The following is an 18075-nucleotide window of genomic DNA, read 5'->3' on the forward strand; positions in this document are numbered from 1 at the left end:
ACAAAGTTACGAAATTAAGCTAAAGGATAAAAAGTCAGGGTACTCAGATTCTCCGGGGCCAGCATTTCAGCGGCGACAGCCCTCATTTCATCAAGTCCCACTGCCCGGATCTTGCCGAAGATAGCCTGCAGATCGTCGATCCGGTCATGCTCGATCAGGCTCCTGGCCATGGCGATCACCAGGCCAATCCGGTTTTCTTCGCCCAGCGCAATCTGCCCGATAAACTTATTCTTCGCCTTTTGCAACTGCAACTCCGTCAGCGAACCTTCGCGAAGCTTCCTGAATTCCCGCTCCACTACGGCTGTAGCCCGGCCCAGTTTTTCCTTGTCCGTACCAAAATATAAGGTAAAGATGCCCGTATCGCTCAGCGGGCTGTAGCTTGTCTCCACCGTATAGGCAATGCCATATTTTTCCCTCAGCTGCAGGTTCAGCACCGAGCTCATGCCTGTGCCGCCCAGCAGGTTGTTCAGGAGCAACAGCGCCGTTTTGCGGTCGTCGTATACGGAATAAGCCTGAGCACCCATGACCACATGGGCCTGTTGTATCGGTTTGTCCAGCACCTGCGAAAATCCGTCCAGCTTCACAGGAGCCGTTCGGGAAGGCTGTGAAGAGTTTTCGGCAATCTCTGCGTAGTATTTTGAGCCCGTCTTTACCACCTTGGCCAGGCTGTAATTGCCAAGTACCGCCACGACCATCCGGTCTGTATGGTAATTTTCCGCCATAAACTGCAGGATATCTTCCCTGGTAAAACCATTCACACTTTCCTCCGTTCCCAGGATATTGTTCCCAAGCGGGTGCCCGGCAAACAACAGGTCCTCGAAGTCATCGTATATCGCCTCTTCCGGCTGGTCAAGATACGAAGCGATCTCGTCCAGCACCACGCCCTTTTCCTTTTCAAGCTCGTTTTCAGGAAAAGTAGAATGGAAAACAATGTCCTGGAAAAGTTCCAGCGTGCGGTCCAGGTAGGGGTTAAGGAAGGAAGCATGGATACAGGTATATTCCTTGGTCGTATAGGCATTCAGATCTGCTCCCACACTCTCCAGGCGGTTCAGAATCTGTGCCGTCCCGCGTTTTCTGGTGCGCTTGAATACCAGATGTTCAATGAAATGCGCCAGCCCCGCTTTTCCGGGGTTTTCATCCCTGGACCCGCTGTTGATGATGATGCAGGCATGTGAAATAGGCGAAGCCGAAGGCACATGCAACAGGCGGATGCCGTTTGGCAGGGTATGAATGTGATATTCCATCAGGGCGCAAAGGTAAGCAGAAAACTGTCAATTTGACAAGCCTTGACAAATTGGAATAGCCCTTGATAGTGAGCAAACTATAAACAAAAACGCATTTATATATGAGCATAGAAGAAAAAGGGACCATATCCATCCACACGGAAAACATCTTTCCGATCATCAAGAAATTCCTCTATTCAGACAACGAGATCTTTTTAAGGGAGCTCGTTTCCAATGCCGTTGACGCCGTACAGAAGATCAAGCGTCTTTCCGCGCTCGGGCAATACAACGGAGAACTCGGTGCGCCGCTGGTAGAAGTCTCGCTCGATAAGGACAACAAAACCATCACCATTTCCGACAACGGTCTGGGCATGACTGCTGAGGAGATCAAGAAATACATCAACCAGGTCGCTTTTTCCGGGGCAAGTGAATTCGTAGAGAAATTCAAGGATGCCAAAGACGCCAACGAGATCATCGGTAAGTTTGGTCTTGGCTTCTATTCTGCCTTTATGGTTGCAGACCAGGTCGAGATACAGACCCTATCCTACCAGGACGGGGCAGAACCTGCAAAATGGATCTGTGACGGCAGCACCACCTTCGAGATCAGTGCCGGAAGCCGTACTACGCGCGGAACCGACATCATCCTGCACATCAATGCCGATTCCGAAGAGTTCCTGGATAAATATAAGCTGGAAGGTATTCTGGATAAATACGGTAAATTCCTTCCGGTGCCGATAAAATTCGGTACAAAGACAACGCAGGAACCGGACGGAGAAGACGAAGAAGGCAAACCAAAATATAAGAGTGTTGAGGTGGACAACATCATCAACACCACCAATCCCATCTGGACAAAGGCGCCTGCAGATTTGTCAGATGAAGATTACCTGTCGTTCTATAAGCAGCTTTATCCTTTTTCAGACGATCCGTTGTTCTGGATACATCTCAACGTCGATTACCCGTTCAACCTGACCGGAGTACTTTATTTCCCTAAAGTGAAGAACGATTTTGACCTTCAGCGCAACAAGATCAAGCTCTTCTCACGCCAGGTATTCATTACCGATGAAGTAAAGGACATTGTTCCGGAATTCCTGATGCTCCTGCATGGGGTCATCGACTCCCCCGACATTCCGCTGAACGTGTCCCGCAGCTTCCTGCAGGCAGACAGTAACGTAAAGAAGATCAACAGCTATATCACCAAAAAAGTAGCCGACAAACTCCAGGAGCTTTTCAACAAAGACCGTAAGGCCTTTGAAGAAAAATGGAGTGATATCGGCCTGTTTGTGAAATACGGTATGGTCAGTGAAGAAAAATTCAACGACAAAGCCAAAGACTTTGCCCTGCTGACCAATACCAAAGAGGAACATTTCACGCTTGAAGAATACCGGGAAAAAGTACAGGGCCTGCAAACCGACAAGAATGGCCAGGTCGTTTACCTGTACGCCAATGACCCGGCCAAACAGGACAGCTTTATCCAGTCGGCAGGTAAGCTCGGGTACGATGTGCTCGTCATGAACTCCCCTATCGACAACCACTTTGTCAGCCACCTGGAGCAAAAGCTGGAAAAAACCTCCCTAAAACGCGTAGATTCCGGAGTAGCCAGTCAGCTTATTGATAAAGATGACAAGACGGAATCCGTACTTACCGAAGACCAGGCCAAAACCGTTAAAGAAGTCTTTGAGAAAGCCATCAGCAAACCAGGCTATACCGTAGAAGTCGTCGGGCTGAACCCTGAAGAACTTCCGGTTACCGTTACGATGGACGAGTTCATGCGCCGGATGAAGGACATGGCCGCAATGGGCGGGGGCATGGGCTTCTATGGCAGTATGCCGGACAGCTATAAAGTGGCCATCAATGGTAATCACAAGCTGATCGGCAAAATCGCCGCTGCTTCAGATGATGAAACCAGGGCCCTGCTGGCCAAACAGGCCGTAGACCTGGCTTTGCTTGCACAAGGCATGCTTACCGGAGCCGATCTGACCGCATTTGTCAGCAGGAGCGTCGAGCTGATCTGATAAGAGCAGTATGAGGCATTACGCCGCCCGGAAATCATTCCTCAGGGACAGGATTTCCGGGCGGCGTTTTTTTTTCTCTTCAGCTGTAGCGTTTCGCGGCCAGGCCCCGTTTTCACGGAGAAAGCTGATGGCCACAGCACAGACAAAAGAACATTACTATGAAGATTAAAACCATTATTGCCGCGATAGCTACCCTATCCATAAGCCTTGCATCCTGTTCAAAAGACGACCGTGAACTTGTAGTGCCACCCATCTCAGGCCTAAACATCATCCATGCCTCGCCCACCACAGAAAAACTGGATTTTTATGTGGACGGCACCCGTGCAAATAATGTTGATTTTGCCTTTGGCAACAAGATGGGCTACTTTAGCCTTTATTCCGGAAAGAGAAGGCTTATCACGGTAAAGAAAAACACAACCACGCCTTTGCTGGTCAGTGAAGACCTGACACTGGAAGACCAGAAGGCCTACTCTCTGTTCATTTACGACAAGTTTGACGCCCTGAAATATCTCTTTGTTAAGGACGACCTTACTGCACCTGCCTCGGGAAAAGCTAAAGTACGCTTTGTCCACCTGAGCCCGGATGCCCCGGAACTCAGCCTTTCCATCGCAGGTAAAGATGCCGATCTTTTTAGCGGCAAGGCGTTTAAGTCCTATACTGATTTTACAGAGATCGACCCGGCAGCGAAAGTAACCTTCCATGTTGAAAATGCCGACGGCAGTGTAACCGCCACACTCGCCGACATAAAAATCGAAGCTGGCAAGACCTATACCGTATGGGTGAAAGGCCTGAAAGCGGCTGCCGATGATACGAAACTGGGCATCGCAGTGTTCGAACATAAATAGACAACGGAAAAATACCCATCTTTGCGTAATTAAATGATGAGAATCAATACGTTACTTATCCACGTATAAGGAGAATGCTCGAGCTCGAAGACGCAATAGAAGGGTGCCTGAACAATAGGAACAAGAGCAAGGAAATGATCTATAAATCATTCTATGGCTACCTTATGGGCGTTATCCTGCGGTATGCAGATGACCGGGACGATGCCGAAGAACTGGTCAATGATACCTTTATCAAGATCTTCAGGAGCATTGCACAGTTCAGCTTTCCCAGGGAAAAGAGCGAATTGCAGAAGGCCTTCAGGGGCTGGATCGCAAAAATAGCTTCCAGGACAGCCATAGATTTTCTCCGGTCCAGAAAGACTTTCCTGCATGTTGACGACATCGTTGAGGAACAGCAGCCGCTGTCCGAGGTTAACGCCCTGTCGGTGCTCAACGTGCAGGATATTATGCGTATGCTCAATACCCTGCCCCAGACACAGCGGGTCATATTCAATATGTACGAAGTAGAAGGATTTTCCCATGATGAGATTGCCAGGGCCCTGAACATCCCTGAAAGCTCAAGCCGCGTTTACCTTACACGAGCCAAAGCCCGTCTAAGGGCTTTGTATACCAGGACCTCAATTCAAAGTTATGCGAACAGTTAGAGATAAAGACCCGGGAGATGAAGCGCTGATTGCCCAGATCAGGGAAGCCCTGATGCAACACGAGGAACCCTATAGCGAAGGAGCCTGGGAAAAATTCAATACCCTGGATACAGCCCGGAAACGGCGCCCGGTCCTTTTCTGGATCGGACCACTTAGCGGGGTCGCCGCCCTGTTACTCATTACCGCCGGACTTTACCTTTATTCCGGGAACCGTCCTAAACCGGTATTCTCAAAAGACAATATCCACGCCGCCGGAACCAGGTCTGCAACCGGACTGCCGCCTGCGGTAGCCCCGTTACAGTCTGAAAGGCAGGGCCGCATCTCACCGGGCACCACCGTTGAACCCCGGGAGATACAGGTGTCAGGGACAAAGCCTTCCGGTATCCCTGAAACGCATGCGAAAATCAAGGTATCGCAAATTGCCCCCGATTTTGCCCGGCCAGATCAGACATCAGAAAATGATCAGCAGGCCGCTGACCTGGCGGCAGTGACCAAGTCATCCCCCGCAGGTGCAGTGGCAGGAACGCCAAAAAGCAGCACTGGCCAGCCAGCGCCGGTCAAAGCGGAAGAACGGAAACCAGGCATTGAGGAGTTTCTTCAAAGAGAAAGCCTTGCCGCTGTGGACAGGTCAGTTAAAGATCACAAGGCGAACAGGCCAAAGACAGACGACAAATGGGACGTTGGCGTCATGGTTGCCCCGTCTATCAGCAATAACAACAAACTCAATATGGGCTATGGCGTCAATATGGACTACGCCTTATCGGGAAAAATTTCACTCAGCTCAGGTATTTCCTATAATCAGCTGGCAGCCTCCGGGGTCGCTTCCTCAGGTACAGAGGGCGCTAATTATCCGGCCAGCGCAGGCTTTGCACGCGAGAGCCGAACCTTGGAATCGGTCGAGACTAAGGTTGCCGGTATTGACATTCCCCTTGAACTCAAATACCGGTTCAGCAAGAACTTTTATGCCAACGTTGGAGTTTCGGCGTTTGCCGTGATCAGCCAGAACCAGAAAAACAGTTATGTGGAGGAAAAGCTGGTTCAGTCTGGCGAGTCGCTGCACGGTGATAACAAAGATGGCTTTAATACCATTGTCACCACCCTTCGCACTACCGAAAGCGCGCCTCAGTCAGAGCTGAGCAACGATAAATACATAGGCTTCTACAATTTTTCCGTTGGCTACAGGCAAAAGATTGCAGGTTCCAGGGCCATTTCTGTTGAGCCCTTTATGAAGGTCCCCATGAAGGAAGTGACCAGGGAAAACCTGAAACTCATCGGCACAGGCCTCCGGCTGAAGTTTGATTTTTAGACAGCTGAACTTTCAGGGCGAGGTCCGGCACATCAGCCGGTCCAGGCCCCTCGGTCCAGACTGCGGAACTGAATGGCCTCCGCCAGGTGCTGCGGGCTAATCTGCTCACTTTCCGCCAGGTCTGCAATTGTCCGGGAAACCTTCAGGATGCGGTCATAGGCCCTGGCCGAAAGACCCAGCTTTTCCATTGCTTTTTTAACCAGCATTTTACCTTCTTCATTGATCTGGCAGATGCCCCTTACCATATTCGGGTTCATCTGCGCGTTGAAATACACCGAAGCATTGCCGGCGAAGCGCTTGTCCTGCACAGATCTTGCCGCCATCACCCGCGCCCGGATGTCTGCACTCCTTTCTGCACCAGCCGATGCCGTCAGTTCACTGAAATGTACAGGGGTTACTTCTACGTGCAGATCGATCCGGTCCAGCAGGGGCCCGGAGATCTTCGCCAGGTACTTCTGAACTACGCCCGGGCCACATGTGCAATCTTTTTCCGGGTGGTTAAAGAAACCGCAGGGACAAGGGTTCATCGAGGCGACCAGCATGAAGCTGGCCGGGTACTCTACACACATCCTGGACCGGGAGATGACCACATTACGTTCTTCCAGAGGTTGTCGCATGACTTCCAGGACGCTGCGCTTGAATTCCGGCAACTCATCCAGGAACAGCACACCGTTATGGGCCAGAGAGATTTCCCCGGGCTGCGGGTTTGAGCCTCCGCCTACCAGCGCAGCGTCCGAGACGGTATGATGGGGACTCCGGTAGGGCCGTTCCGTCATCAGCGAAGCCGATGCGCCCAGTTTACCGGCTACAGAATGTATCTTGGTGGTCTCCAGTGCTTCATTCAGGCTAAGCGGGGGAAGTATGGTCGGAAGTCTTTTGGCAAGCATGGTTTTCCCTGCTCCCGGAGGCCCGATCAGGATCAGGTTATGGCCGCCGGCTGCGGCAATCTCCATCGCCCTTTTTATGTTCTCCTGCCCCCTTACATCTGCGAAGTCATACGGATAACTGTTCATACGCTTCAGGAACTCGTCACCCGTATCTGCAGTGACCCTTTCCGGCCGTCCTTTCCCCGAAAAGAACCCGATCACTTCTTCAAGGCTTTTCATCCCGTAGACCGCCAAGCCATCCACGATGGCGGCTTCCCGGGCATTGCCTGCAGGCAGGATAAAACCCTTCATGCCAGCAGCGAGGGCCTGTATGGCAATGGGCAATGCACCCCTTACCGGATGCAGCCCTCCGTCAAGGGCAAGTTCACCCATAATGAAATAATCAGAAACCTCAGCGGAGCTAATCTGCTCAGAAGCAGCCAGAATGGCTATGGCTATCGGCAGGTCATAAGCAGAACCTTCCTTGCGGATGTCTGCAGGAGCCAGGTTAATGACAATCTTTTGTCTCGGCATTTTCAGGCCCACCGCCTGTATCGCGCTCTCGATCCGGCGCAGGCTCTCTTTGATGGCGCTGTCGGGCAAGCCCACAATATGATAGCGGTTGCCTCCGCCAATACTCACCTCGAGTGTAATGGTCAGCGCATCTACTCCGAAGACCGCGCTGCCGTAAGTTTTTACCAGCATAGTTTATCCAAATTCATTTTTGGATAAACTATGCTGTATTTTCTTCTCCGCTATATTAAAATCTGAATTTTTTTTTCAGGAGCTGTTACATCCTGCCCTGGGGCATTTTCGGCATATTGCGCATCATTTTAGCCGCTGCCGCAGGATTGGAGAACTGCTTCATCATTTTGCGCATGTCCTCGAACTGCTTGATGAGCTTGGTCACCTCCTCAATCGAGGTGCCGGAACCCTTTGCAATGCGGATCCTCCTGCTTTGCTGTATGCTGTCCGGATTTTCCTTCTCAAAGGGGGTCATCGACTGGATAATTGCCTCAATGCTCTTGAATGCATCGTCACCGATCTCCACATTCTTCATCATCTTGCCTACGCCCGGGATCATGCCCATGAGGTCCTTCATGTTCCCCATTTTCTTGATCTGCTGGATCTGGTTATAGAAATCGTTAAAGTCAAACTTGTTCTTACGGATCTTCTTCTGCAGTTCCGCCGCTTCCTTTTCGTCAAACTGCTGCTGTGCCCGCTCTACCAGGGAAACCACGTCACCCATACCCAGGATGCGTGAAGCCATCCTGTCCGGATAAAACACATCCAGGGCTTCCATCTTTTCGCCCGTACCGATGAACTTGATCGGCTTGTCGACCACCGATTTGATCGAAAGCGCGGCACCACCACGCGTATCGCCGTCCAGTTTGGTCAGCACTACGCCCGTAAAGTCGAGCCGGTCGTTAAAGGCCTTTGCGGTATTAACCGCATCCTGTCCGGTCATGGCATCAACAACGAACAGGATTTCCTGCGGTTTGGTACTTGCTTTCACAGCGGCGATCTCATCCATCATCTGCTCGTCCACAGCCAGGCGGCCCGCCGTATCTATAATGATCACATTGTTATTCTGTTTCCTTCCTTCTGCGATACCCTCCATGGCAATACCCACCGGATCTTTCGAATCCCGGTTGACATATACAGGAACACCGACCTGTCCGCCAAGCACCTCCAGCTGGTCGATCGCAGCGGGGCGGTACACATCACCTGCCACCAGCAAAGGCTTTTTACCTTTGGCCTTCAGAAAGTTTGCGAGCTTGCCCGTGAAGGTCGTCTTACCCGCACCGTTCAGACCGGCGATCAATATGACCGTCGGACTGGCCTTCAGGTCCAGTTCCGTTACCTCGCCACCCATCAGTGCAGCCAGCTCGTCATTCATGATCTTGGTCAGCAGCTGGCCCGGAGAAATGCTGGTCAGTACATTCGCGCCCAGCGCTTTTTCCTTCACCTGGTCCGTAAAGTTCTTGGCCGTCTTGTAATTGACGTCAGCATCGAGCAGGGCCTTGCGGATCTCCTTCATGGTCTCTGCCACGTTGATCTCCGTAATGCTGCCCTGTCCTTTTAAAACCTTAAATGCACGGTCTAACTTATCCTGTAAATTTTCAAACATCTTCTTGAGTGCTTATGGGTAAAAACGCAATGTCTGTAACCAGGACACCCATTTCAGGTGAACCCCGCCCGTCACAGACCACGCGTCCAAAGATATTAATTTTTTGTATGAATCCTGCTAGGCACAGGCTGCGCAAGTCCTATCTCGGGAATGAAAAGGCAAAGCCCAGCGAAAGGTTCTGGCTGGCCTGGATCTCTTTGTCAGAATCCTTGTCAAACAAGGCCACCCCATTGATCTGCACCCGCATATACTTATTGATCTGCGATTTCAGTGTAATGTCCAGGCGGTGGTCAATATTGTCCAGGCTCCTGTCATAGGGAATGAACATGTTGTATCTCGCATACAGGAATACGTTCTTCATGATCTGTTTGTCCCGCAGTTCACTCGTCACCTGGAAGGCCAGCTCATTTCTGAACGTCTGCGGCGGACTGACATCGGGGTTATTCCGATCGCCGAGCCTAAGCCCATAGTTTCCCGGATTGAAGCGCTTCGTGATGACAGCTGTATCTATCATAAACGTCTGTTTTGCCGTACCGGTACCGATCCTGGTCGAAAAGTAGGGCGCAGGCTTGTACTCGAAACCTATAGACTCTGTCAGATACCCCGGAGACATAAACTTTGATATCAGCTCCGCCTGCTCAGGTCCGTTATTGTCTCTGTAATAGGCATAACCTTTGTCGAACTGGGATTCAAAAGTGATCGACCCGAAAAAATACCAGCTTTTGGAAAGCTGCAGGCCGCCCTTGTTGTCCCAGAAAATCCGGTCCTTTGTTTTCTTCTGTAATTGGCCCTTATTGTTGATGCGGCCATATTCCATCCTGGCCTCACTGGTGTAGCTATAGCTTTTCTTAGAATAAGCCGCACGGTAATTCAGGTTACCGCCAAGCGCCAGAGAGTTGACCCCGCCTGCCCGCCAGTTCTTTGAAAAGGCACCCTGGTTCACATCAATGCCAATCTGGGTCACCGTCGTCCAGTAGTTCACTTTCTCGTCGATCACGACCGGGGCGATCTTTACCGGCTTAAAGGTAAGGGCACCCACGCGTGCCGGCAGCGGACTGCGCTTCAGCTTGATATCAAGACCTTTGGTCTCGATAGGAATGGTATCGGCCTCCTGTGCGCGGAGCGCAGATACGCCTATAAAAGACAGTAAGATACAGATACTAAAAGGCTTCATCCTTACAAAGAAAAAGAAAAAACCGCTGTATTAAAAGTCAAATGACAAAGTATTTGCTTTTTAAAACTCCTCAACCTTGATCTTCGGCAATGGCTGCAGGCGGAAAGCAGCCGGGTTTCGCTTGTAGCTCGCATAGCTGTTCCTCAGGAAAACCACAAAGTCATAATCAGAGGCATTGACCACAAAATCATAGGTCGGACGGTACTGATGCATAAAATCTTCGGCTTCAGTATCGCTGATCTGCAGCACCCGCTTTACATAGTCCGCGCGGTAACGGTAGTCGATCAGGGCATCCTTGTAATCCCTTTCCAGGACCTTTTGCAGGTGCCGGGCATTCTTCCCCTCACGGCTCAGCAGGTTATAGATGGCATCTATGCCCAGGCCCACGCCACCCAGCCCCAGGTTCAGGAGGTCCTTAGCATCGCCCTTGTCCAGTTTGTACTTAAACTCCTTTTGTTTCTGCTGATATTCCTCCAGGGGAGTCAGTTTCTTTGCGATGATCGGCACCTCACGCAGGTTGATGGCCAGTGATTTCAGCTGGAAGTATACCGAACGCTGTCCGTCCAGTACGATCGTATCCACTGCATATCCCTGCAGGGCCGCAAATAAAGTATCTCCAGGCATCCCCTTGATCGCAAACTCACCCTTGGCCGTATTATAAATACCCTCATCCCTGGTCGAATTGTAGATGTACACCTTTGCCAGACGCTGCCGGGACTCCTTGTCGATCACAAAACCGCGCACGCCACCACTCTGCGCCGCAGCCCGCAGACCATAAAAGCCCAACAACACGAAAAGCAGAAATCTCATTGACACAGCACAAAATTACAATATAGTCATTGACTGCAGATTTCCCTTAACATAATTTAACGCTCATTTGGCCAGTACCAGCTTCTGTCCTATTTTAATGCCGTTGTCTGCAAGTCCGTTCAGCTTTTTCAGCTCGTCTACGGAGATATTGAATCGGCGTGAAATGCTGTAAAGCGTATCTCCTTTCTGTACCGTATAGCTTTTGTCCGCAGGCACAGGCTGGGCCATTACCGGAGCCGCCGGACTAGCCGGAGCGGGGACCGCCACCGCCGGAGTATTCACCGCCGCATCTCTTGTTATTGCTGAGGACGTGTCCGTGCTGTTTTCAGCCTGGTTGAGCCGCTTTTCCCTTTCTTTTGCTACCGCATCATCCTCAAAGACGACACGCCTGCTGTCAGGCTTTCCCGTTACGGCGTCTTTTGTCTTTTTGCCACTATAGGGCTTGTATACAGGTGCAGGCGGCAGACCGGAGTCTGGAGATGCAGAGATCCGCAGCGTATCCGGGGCCTTGACGACCACGCCCGATGGCGGAGTCTCCACTGGCGTAAATTTCTTCTGTTCCTTCGAAATGTTCGCGTTGATCTCGGTAAAGACCTTGTCTTCCCGTTTCAGCTTCTCGGTTTCCGTTTCCGGCTGGTCATACTGGTAAAGCTGGTACTTGTCAATCACATTGATCAGCAGGTCCGGATACTTCGGATTTGTCGCATAGCCTGCCGCCTTCAGGCCATAGGCCCAGTTACGGTAATCATTCTTGTCCAGCTCAAAAAGCGCACTGTACCGCTTACGCTTCAAAAATTCAGAATGGTCGCGGAAAGATTCCCTTGCATCCTTATATACCCGGAAGCAGTCGTCCTTCTGGTCGTCGTCCTTATAATAGCCCTTGCCTTTCCAGTCAGAGGTACATTTAATCCCAAAATGATTGTTGGCATAACGGGCCAGGTCGCTGTTGCCGCTGCCCGACTCAATGATTCCCTGGGCCAGCGTAATGCTCGCAGGTATTCCCGCCATATTCATCTCCTGTATCGCCACTGCCTTAAATGTTTCGATATAGTTCATCGTCGTCATTGACTTATAGTCCGGATTGGTCTTCGTAGCCTCCTTTTCGATCTTTTTGTTGTTTTTACTGTATTTCCTCGACTTACAGGCAGAAAGAAAAGCCATGCTGAAGATAAAGACGGTCAGCGGTATGCCGTACCGGCTAAAAAGAAGGGCTGAAGTAAATGAGGTTTGTCTGGTCATGTCAATTTTTTTTTCCTGATGATGAACAAGCCGTCCCGAACCGGCAGGATCAGCTTTTCCGCACGGCCATCCGCCGCGATCTTGTCGTTAAAGTTGGTGATGTTCCTGGTATCTTTATCCTGTGCCTGCTGCAAAACCTTTCCGCTCCACAAGACGTTGTCCACGATGATCAGGCCGCCGGGGCGCACCCGCTCGAACACCAGGTCATAATAAGTGCCGTTGTTCTTTTTATCCGCATCAATGAACACCAGGTCAAAAGATACATCCGGTTCTTCCTCCAGTAACCGGCCGATACTCTGGCCCGCATCACCCAGGACGTAACGGATCTTTTCATCGTAGCCACTTTCGGCAAAGAAGCCCCGCACCATGTCTTCCAGTTCCACATTGATATCCAGGGTATACAGGAGGCCGTCATCCGCCAGGCCTTCGGCCAGGCATAGTGTGGCATAACCGGTAAAGGTGCCTATTTCCAGCACCCGCTTCGGCGCCATCATCTTGCTCAGCATACTCAGTACCCTTCCCTGGTAATGCCCGGACAGCATCCTCGGCATCAGTACCTTCAGATGGGTTTGCCGGTCTATTTTTTTGAGCAGCTCATTTTCAGGCTCGCAATACCTGAGCAGCAGTTGCTGCATATCTTCATTGATCATCTTATCAGAAACGGGGTTGTTGCATGAAATATTGCAGGATGATCGTCGCCGAAATCGTATCGATGCGCTCCTTATTCTGCCGGGCGCTCTTCTTCAGCCCGCTCTGCAGCACTGCCTCATGGGCAAGCTTAGAGGTAAAGCGCTCATCTATCCAGTACTGGGGAATTTCCGGGTACAGCTTCTTCAGCGCCCGGGCAAATCCCTTCACATGCTGTGCCGATTCGGAAGGAGAACCGTCCAGCTGCCTGGGGTCGCCAAATACAAAGGCTTCTACCTGTTCCTGCTGCAGGTATTTCTTCAGAAAGTCCTGTATATCTTTCGGGTGTACCGTGTCAAGTCCCGTAGCAATGATCTGCATCGGGTCAGTCACAGCCAGACCGATCCTTTTGGTTCCGTAATCAAAGGCAAGTATCCTGGGCATGTTTTGCTTGCATCGCCTGCTTTAGTGCAGACTTCCAAAGATAGTAAACAGATCGTTAACCCTCCATTCGCTGTCGGTTTTACCATCATCTGGTTTTCGTCCGTGTTTCCTCTGGGTTCCGACCATGTCAAGTCCACGTTTTTACATGTAAAACGTGGACTCAACGTGGACTCAATACGGACTTAACGTGGACGCAGTATTAACCAGGAACTACTTGTTGCAGTACTGTCCCCGATGGCAGCAGATATTCCCTAAAAATGATTACTTTGCACCAAATGCAGTTTAAAGAAATCATCGGGCAGGAAGCGGTAAAACGACAGTTGGTGCAGACCGTCAGGGAAGGCCGTGTGAGCCATGCCCAGTTGTTCCTTTCCTGCGACGGCAGCGGGGCGCTTCCGCTGGCCATTGCCTATGCCCAGTATATCAACTGTGAGGATCAGCAGGCTGAAGACAGCTGCGGGCTTTGTGCCTCCTGCCGGAAGTACGAGCGCTATATCCATCCTGATCTGCACTTCTCCTATCCCTTTTTCGCCTCTAAGGAAGTAAGGACGGCAGTAGACGTACTCGACGAATGGCGCGGTATGCTGCTGGAAGATCCCTATTTCGATATAGACGTATGGCGTTCCAGGCTGAGTGCGGAGAACAAGCAGGCCAATATCAATATCGCCGAGTGTCATGACATTATCAAAAAGCTGAGTTATAAGGCTTTCGAGGCAAACACCAAGGTGCTCATCATGTGGTTGCCCGAATACCTGGACAAGGAAGGAAACGCGTTGCTGAAGATCATCGAGGAGCCGCCGCAAAATACGCTTTTCCTGCTCGTGGCGCACAACCAGGACCAGATCCTGAACACCTTGCTGTCGCGGACGCAGATCGTGAAGGTGCCCAAGCTGCCCAATGCCGTTGTAGAAACGTATCTGCTCGAAACACAGGGACTTTCGGAAGCCCAGGCCAGGGAATACAGCTTTCTTGCAGACGGCAACTTAATTGAGGCCAGGCAATTGGTTCAGGCAACCCAAAATGAGCATGCCGATTATTTTGCAGAATGGCTGCGGATGGGCTACGGCAACCGGGTATCGGACATGACCGGCTTTACGGAGCAGATCGCAGGCTGGGGGCGGGAAAATCAGAAGAATTTCCTGAAGTATGGCATCAGCTTCCTGAGGGAATGCGCGCTGCTGATCAGCGGGGCAGAGCAACTGGTCCGGCTGCCCGCATTCGCACTGGATACGGCACGCAGGCTGTCGGCGCACGTGCTGACCCTGCAGATGACGGAAGCGCTCATCGCAGAGCTGGAAAAGGCGCATTACCACGTAGAACGGAACGCCAATCCGAAAATTCTGTTTTTAGATGTATCTTTACATCTGGTAAAAATCATCAAGTTTAAAACGTTCCCGCAAGGGACTCAATATATATACAATTAATATGGGATGTGGAAGTTGTTCTACAGGAGGGGGTTGCGCCCCCGCAGGCTGCAAAAGTAACGGTTCGTGCGCGACCAACGGCTGCGGAAAAATGGATGTTTACGACTGGCTGTCCAACCTGGACATGCCGGCAAATTATAAGCCCTTTCAGATCGTTGAGGTTAAATTTAAAGGGGCAAGGAAGGAATTCTTTGTCAACCAGGACAATATTTACCTGGAGATCGGGGAACTGGTGGCTGTGGAAGGCGCTACCGGTGGTTACGACATCGGCCACGTATCGCTGACGGGTGAACTGGTGCGCATACAGATGAAGCGCCGGAAGACGCCGGTCGGCCAGGTGACCCGGAAGGTGTACCGCAAAGCCAGCGAGGCAGATGTGGAGAAATGGAAGATCGCCAAGGGCCTGGAATGGGAAACCATGCACAAGGCCCGTACGCTGGCGCTCGACCTGCGGCTGTCCATGAAGATCAGTGATGTAGATTACCAGGGCGATAAGACCAAGGCGACTTTTTTTTATACGGCGGAGGGCCGTGTTGATTTCAGGGAACTGATCAAACGGATGGCAGAAGCCTTCCGGGTAAGGATCGAGATGCGGCAGATCGGTATGCGCCAGGAGGCGGGCCGTTTGGGCGGTATTGGTTCCTGCGGAAGGGAATTGTGCTGTTCTACCTGGCTGACCAACTTTAAGACGGTATCGACGGCGGCGGCACGTTATCAGAACCTGTCGCTGAACACGCTGAAACTGGCGGGCCAGTGCGGCAAACTGAAATGCTGTCTGAACTACGAGCTGGATACCTATCTGGATGCGCTGAAGGATATCCCCGACCGGGTGGAAAGCCTGCATACAGAGATCGGGGTGGCCAGGCACCAGAAAACGGACATCTTTAAAAAAGTGATGTGGTTCAGCTACCCCAACACGGAAGACTGGATCCCGCTGAAGGTAGACCGGGTGAAGGAGATCATGGCCATGAACAAGCGGGGACAAAAACCGGTGAACCTGAAGGAAGAAGCAGTGGCGCTCAAGCCTGCTGCGCCTGTAGAGAAAGTACATGATTATGAAAACGTGGTGGGCCAGGACAGCCTGACGCGCCTGGACGATAAAAACCGGAAGAGCCGTAATAAGAAAAAAGGCAAGGACCGGGACCGCGAGCGGGCCAAGCCGGAAGGCGGGCCAGGTAAACCGCAGGGCCAGGCAAAGCGGGGCGGCAACCAGGCCGGCAACCAGAAACCGGGAACGGGCCGTGGAAACCAGGTGAACGGACAGGCGGACCCTGCAGTGGAAGCATTGGCTCCGCAGGGCGGAGTGGTTCAGGCTGAGGGCCAGGTACCGGGAGCCTCAGGCAGCCGTAACCGCAATAAGAACCGCAGGAAAAAGAACAGGGACGGTGCGGAGCGTGGACCCAGGGAAGGAGAAGGTAACCGTGGGGGCAACAACCAGGGGCCAAAGGATGAATAACTTGAAGATGTTTGCCGTTATGGCCCTGGTATTGCTCCTGCAGGCTTGTGATACCGGAGTCCTGACCGACAGCAATATTTCCATGCCTTCGCGCAACTGGAACTATGCCAACAAGGTACATACGGTAGTAGAGGTCAGGGATGCGGCGAAGCCGGTAAACATCTATTTTAAACTGAGGCACACCAGCGATTACCGGTACAGTAATATTTTCGTATTACTGCACATCAGCGGCGGGGGGTTAAAGAAACAGAGCCGCAGGTATGAGCTCAGGCTTGCGCAGCCTGACGGCCAATGGCTCGGGGCAGGTTCAGGTAATCTGTTTACTTCGGTAGTTCCTTTACTGACCAGCTATAAATTTCCCGCCCCCGGCAAATACCTGCTGGAGGTGGAGCAGAATATGCGCGATAATCCGCTGCGGGAGATCAGCGACGTGGGCCTCAGGGCCTCGCTGGCGGGAACAGATCGGTAAATACTAAAGCAAGGGAAGCAATTTTTCAAGGGCCATTCCTCTTGAACCTTTGAGCAGGATAAGGTGGCTTTTCAATGGATTGGCCGATAAGTAGTTTCCGGCTTCTTCCGGATTTTCAAAAAACAGGATTTTCTTACCTGCGGGTGCCGCGAAGCCGGGTTTGTCCTGCTGCGCAAAAAAGTGCCTGCCGATCAGCACCAGGAGATCGACACCTGAGGCAACCGCCTCCCTGGCAATACGCTCATGTTGCACCGGGGCCTCTTCTCCCAGTTCAAACATATCACCGATGATGACCGCCTTCCGGTCAGCCTTCTGGCTGTTCATATTGCTCAGTGCGGCAGACATGCTGCTGGGATTGGCATTATAGAAATCGCAGATAACGGTGTTGTTTGCCGTTTGGGTCAGCTGTGAACGGTTGTTCTGCGGCTGATAGCCTGAAAGCCCCGTGCTGATCTGACCGGGACTCAGGCCGAAGATCTGGCCGATGGTAATGGCAGCAAGGATATTTTCAAAGTTATAAGCTCCGGTGAGGTTCAGTTGTACGGTATGTTTCGGGGTATCGGAATTGGCTGTACCCGTTTCAGGGCCGGTTCCTGTATGCCAGCTGATCCTGATGAAGGGATCTGCATCCAGCAGTTCGCCGCAAATGGTGTCGGCCGGTCCGGTACCATAATAAATGACCTTGCTGAGCCCCGCCCCGGCGGCCATTTCAAGCAGGTGCGGATTGTCGTGGTGAATGAGGGCAGTACCCTGGTGTTGTTCCAGGTGCGCATAGAGCTCGCCCTTGCCTTTCTTTACGCCTTCGAAACCCCCGAAGCCCTCCAGGTGGGCCAGGCCTACATTGGTGATCAGGCCATAATCGGGCATACATAGGTTGCTGAGGAATGCAATTTCCCCCTGGTGATTGGCCCCCATTTCGATGACAGCGATCTCTGTTCCCGGTGGAATCGACAGGATGGATAACGGGACCCCGATGTGGTTGTTCAGGTTGCCCCTGGTCGCAAAGGTCTGGTATTTTTCGGTAAGCACCGCCTTGATGAGCTCCTTGGTCGTGGTCTTGCCGTTCGTGCCGGTAAGCCCGATGAAAGGAATATTGAGCTGCGTGCGGTGATGACGGGCGAGGTCCTGAAGCGCAGTCAGCACATCGGGCACCAGGATGCAGCGCTGGTCCAGATGGTAATCCGGGTTGTCGATGACCACACAGGCTGCACCGGCTTCAAGGGCCTGTGCCGTAAAGGCATTGGCATCGAAACGCTCGCCTTTGAGCGCAAAGAAAATGCTGCCGGGCTGGATATTGCGGGTGTCGGTCGATACCTGGGGGTGCCGGAGGTAATGCTGATAGAGTGTTTCAATAGTGCTGTTGCGCATAGGTCTCGGTGTTTTTCTGGCCGTCTTAAGGATAACA

The 18075-nt window shown here is 51.9% G+C and carries 16 protein-coding genes; 7 read left to right on the forward strand and 9 right to left on the reverse strand.

Annotation, left to right across the window (positions count from 1 at the left end; all coding sequences use genetic code 11):
- Positions 1-14: 14 nt before the first annotated feature.
- Positions 15-1244, reverse strand: coding sequence for a pitrilysin family protein (locus P2W84_RS06165; RefSeq protein ID WP_276089248.1), 1230 nt, complete (start codon positions 1242-1244; stop codon positions 15-17).
- Between the two features lie 101 nt (positions 1245-1345).
- Here P2W84_RS06165 and htpG point away from each other — a divergent pair, with 101 nt between their 5' ends.
- From htpG to P2W84_RS06185, 4 genes are all read left to right on the forward strand, one after another.
- Positions 1346-3235 (forward strand): molecular chaperone HtpG, encoded by a 1890-nt coding sequence (gene htpG / locus P2W84_RS06170; RefSeq protein ID WP_346348949.1) that lies wholly within the window; start codon positions 1346-1348, stop codon positions 3233-3235.
- Between the two features lie 158 nt (positions 3236-3393).
- Positions 3394-4080, forward strand: coding sequence for a DUF4397 domain-containing protein (locus tag P2W84_RS06175; protein WP_276089249.1), 687 nt, complete (start codon positions 3394-3396; stop codon positions 4078-4080).
- Positions 4081-4154: 74 nt separating this feature from the next.
- On the forward strand, positions 4155-4724 hold the full coding sequence (locus P2W84_RS06180) for an RNA polymerase sigma factor (RefSeq protein ID WP_276089250.1): 570 nt from the start codon (positions 4155-4157) through the stop codon (positions 4722-4724).
- On the forward strand, positions 4711-6030 hold the full coding sequence (locus tag P2W84_RS06185) for an outer membrane beta-barrel protein (RefSeq protein WP_276089251.1): 1320 nt from the start codon (positions 4711-4713) through the stop codon (positions 6028-6030). The genes P2W84_RS06180 and P2W84_RS06185 overlap by 14 nt, the downstream gene beginning before the upstream one ends.
- A 32-nt stretch (positions 6031-6062) precedes the next feature.
- Here the strand turns inward: P2W84_RS06185 and P2W84_RS06190 are convergent, their stop codons facing one another.
- The 7 genes from P2W84_RS06190 to ruvX form a co-directional block, all read right to left on the reverse strand.
- Positions 6063-7601 (reverse strand): YifB family Mg chelatase-like AAA ATPase, encoded by a 1539-nt coding sequence (locus tag P2W84_RS06190; protein WP_276089252.1) that lies wholly within the window; start codon positions 7599-7601, stop codon positions 6063-6065.
- A gap of 85 nt (positions 7602-7686) precedes the next feature.
- Entirely contained in the window at positions 7687-9027 is a 1341-nt protein-coding gene (ffh, locus tag P2W84_RS06195) for a signal recognition particle protein (protein ID WP_276089253.1), read from the reverse strand.
- 139 nt (positions 9028-9166) lie between these two features.
- Positions 9167-10201, reverse strand: a complete 1035-nt coding sequence (locus P2W84_RS06200) for a DUF3078 domain-containing protein (protein WP_276089254.1) — start codon at positions 10199-10201, stop codon at positions 9167-9169.
- Positions 10202-10261: 60 nt separating this feature from the next.
- Complete coding sequence (locus P2W84_RS06205; protein ID WP_276089255.1) at positions 10262-11011, reverse strand: hypothetical protein; 750 nt, start codon at positions 11009-11011, stop codon at positions 10262-10264.
- A 63-nt stretch (positions 11012-11074) separates the two neighbouring features.
- The gene (locus tag P2W84_RS06210; protein WP_276089256.1) at positions 11075-12250 is read right to left on the reverse strand and encodes a glucosaminidase domain-containing protein; all 1176 of its coding nucleotides are present in this window, start codon (positions 12248-12250) and stop codon (positions 11075-11077) included.
- Entirely contained in the window at positions 12247-12900 is a 654-nt protein-coding gene (locus P2W84_RS06215; protein ID WP_276089257.1) for a class I SAM-dependent methyltransferase, read from the reverse strand. Before P2W84_RS06215 ends, P2W84_RS06210 begins: the two co-directional genes overlap by 4 nt.
- 4 nt (positions 12901-12904) lie before the next feature.
- Positions 12905-13321 (reverse strand): Holliday junction resolvase RuvX, encoded by a 417-nt coding sequence (gene ruvX / locus P2W84_RS06220; RefSeq protein WP_276089258.1) that lies wholly within the window; start codon positions 13319-13321, stop codon positions 12905-12907.
- 275 nt (positions 13322-13596) lie between these two features.
- On the opposite strand from ruvX, the gene P2W84_RS06225 reads away from it, so the two are divergent.
- Genes P2W84_RS06225 through P2W84_RS06235 form a run of 3 tightly spaced genes read left to right on the forward strand, consistent with a single transcriptional unit; the run spans position 13597 to position 16670 of the window.
- Positions 13597-14745 carry a hypothetical protein gene (locus tag P2W84_RS06225; protein ID WP_276089259.1) on the forward strand — a complete coding sequence of 383 codons (1149 nt, stop codon included), beginning with the start codon at positions 13597-13599 and terminating at the stop codon, positions 14743-14745.
- A 1-nt stretch (position 14746) separates the two neighbouring features.
- Entirely contained in the window at positions 14747-16201 is a 1455-nt protein-coding gene (gene ricT, locus P2W84_RS06230; protein ID WP_276089260.1) for a regulatory iron-sulfur-containing complex subunit RicT, read from the forward strand.
- Positions 16194-16670, forward strand: coding sequence for a gliding motility lipoprotein GldH (locus P2W84_RS06235; protein ID WP_276089261.1), 477 nt, complete (start codon positions 16194-16196; stop codon positions 16668-16670). The genes ricT and P2W84_RS06235 overlap by 8 nt, the downstream gene beginning before the upstream one ends.
- 3 nt (positions 16671-16673) lie before the next feature.
- On the opposite strand, the gene murF is transcribed toward P2W84_RS06235, so the two are convergent.
- On the reverse strand, positions 16674-18038 hold the full coding sequence (gene murF, locus P2W84_RS06240; RefSeq protein ID WP_276089262.1) for a UDP-N-acetylmuramoyl-tripeptide--D-alanyl-D-alanine ligase: 1365 nt from the start codon (positions 18036-18038) through the stop codon (positions 16674-16676).
- Between the last annotated feature and the right edge of the window lie 37 nt (positions 18039-18075).

The sequence above is a fragment of the Pedobacter sp. JY14-1 genome, from assembly GCF_029269825.1.
Taxonomy (GTDB): domain Bacteria; phylum Bacteroidota; class Bacteroidia; order Sphingobacteriales; family Sphingobacteriaceae; genus Pedobacter.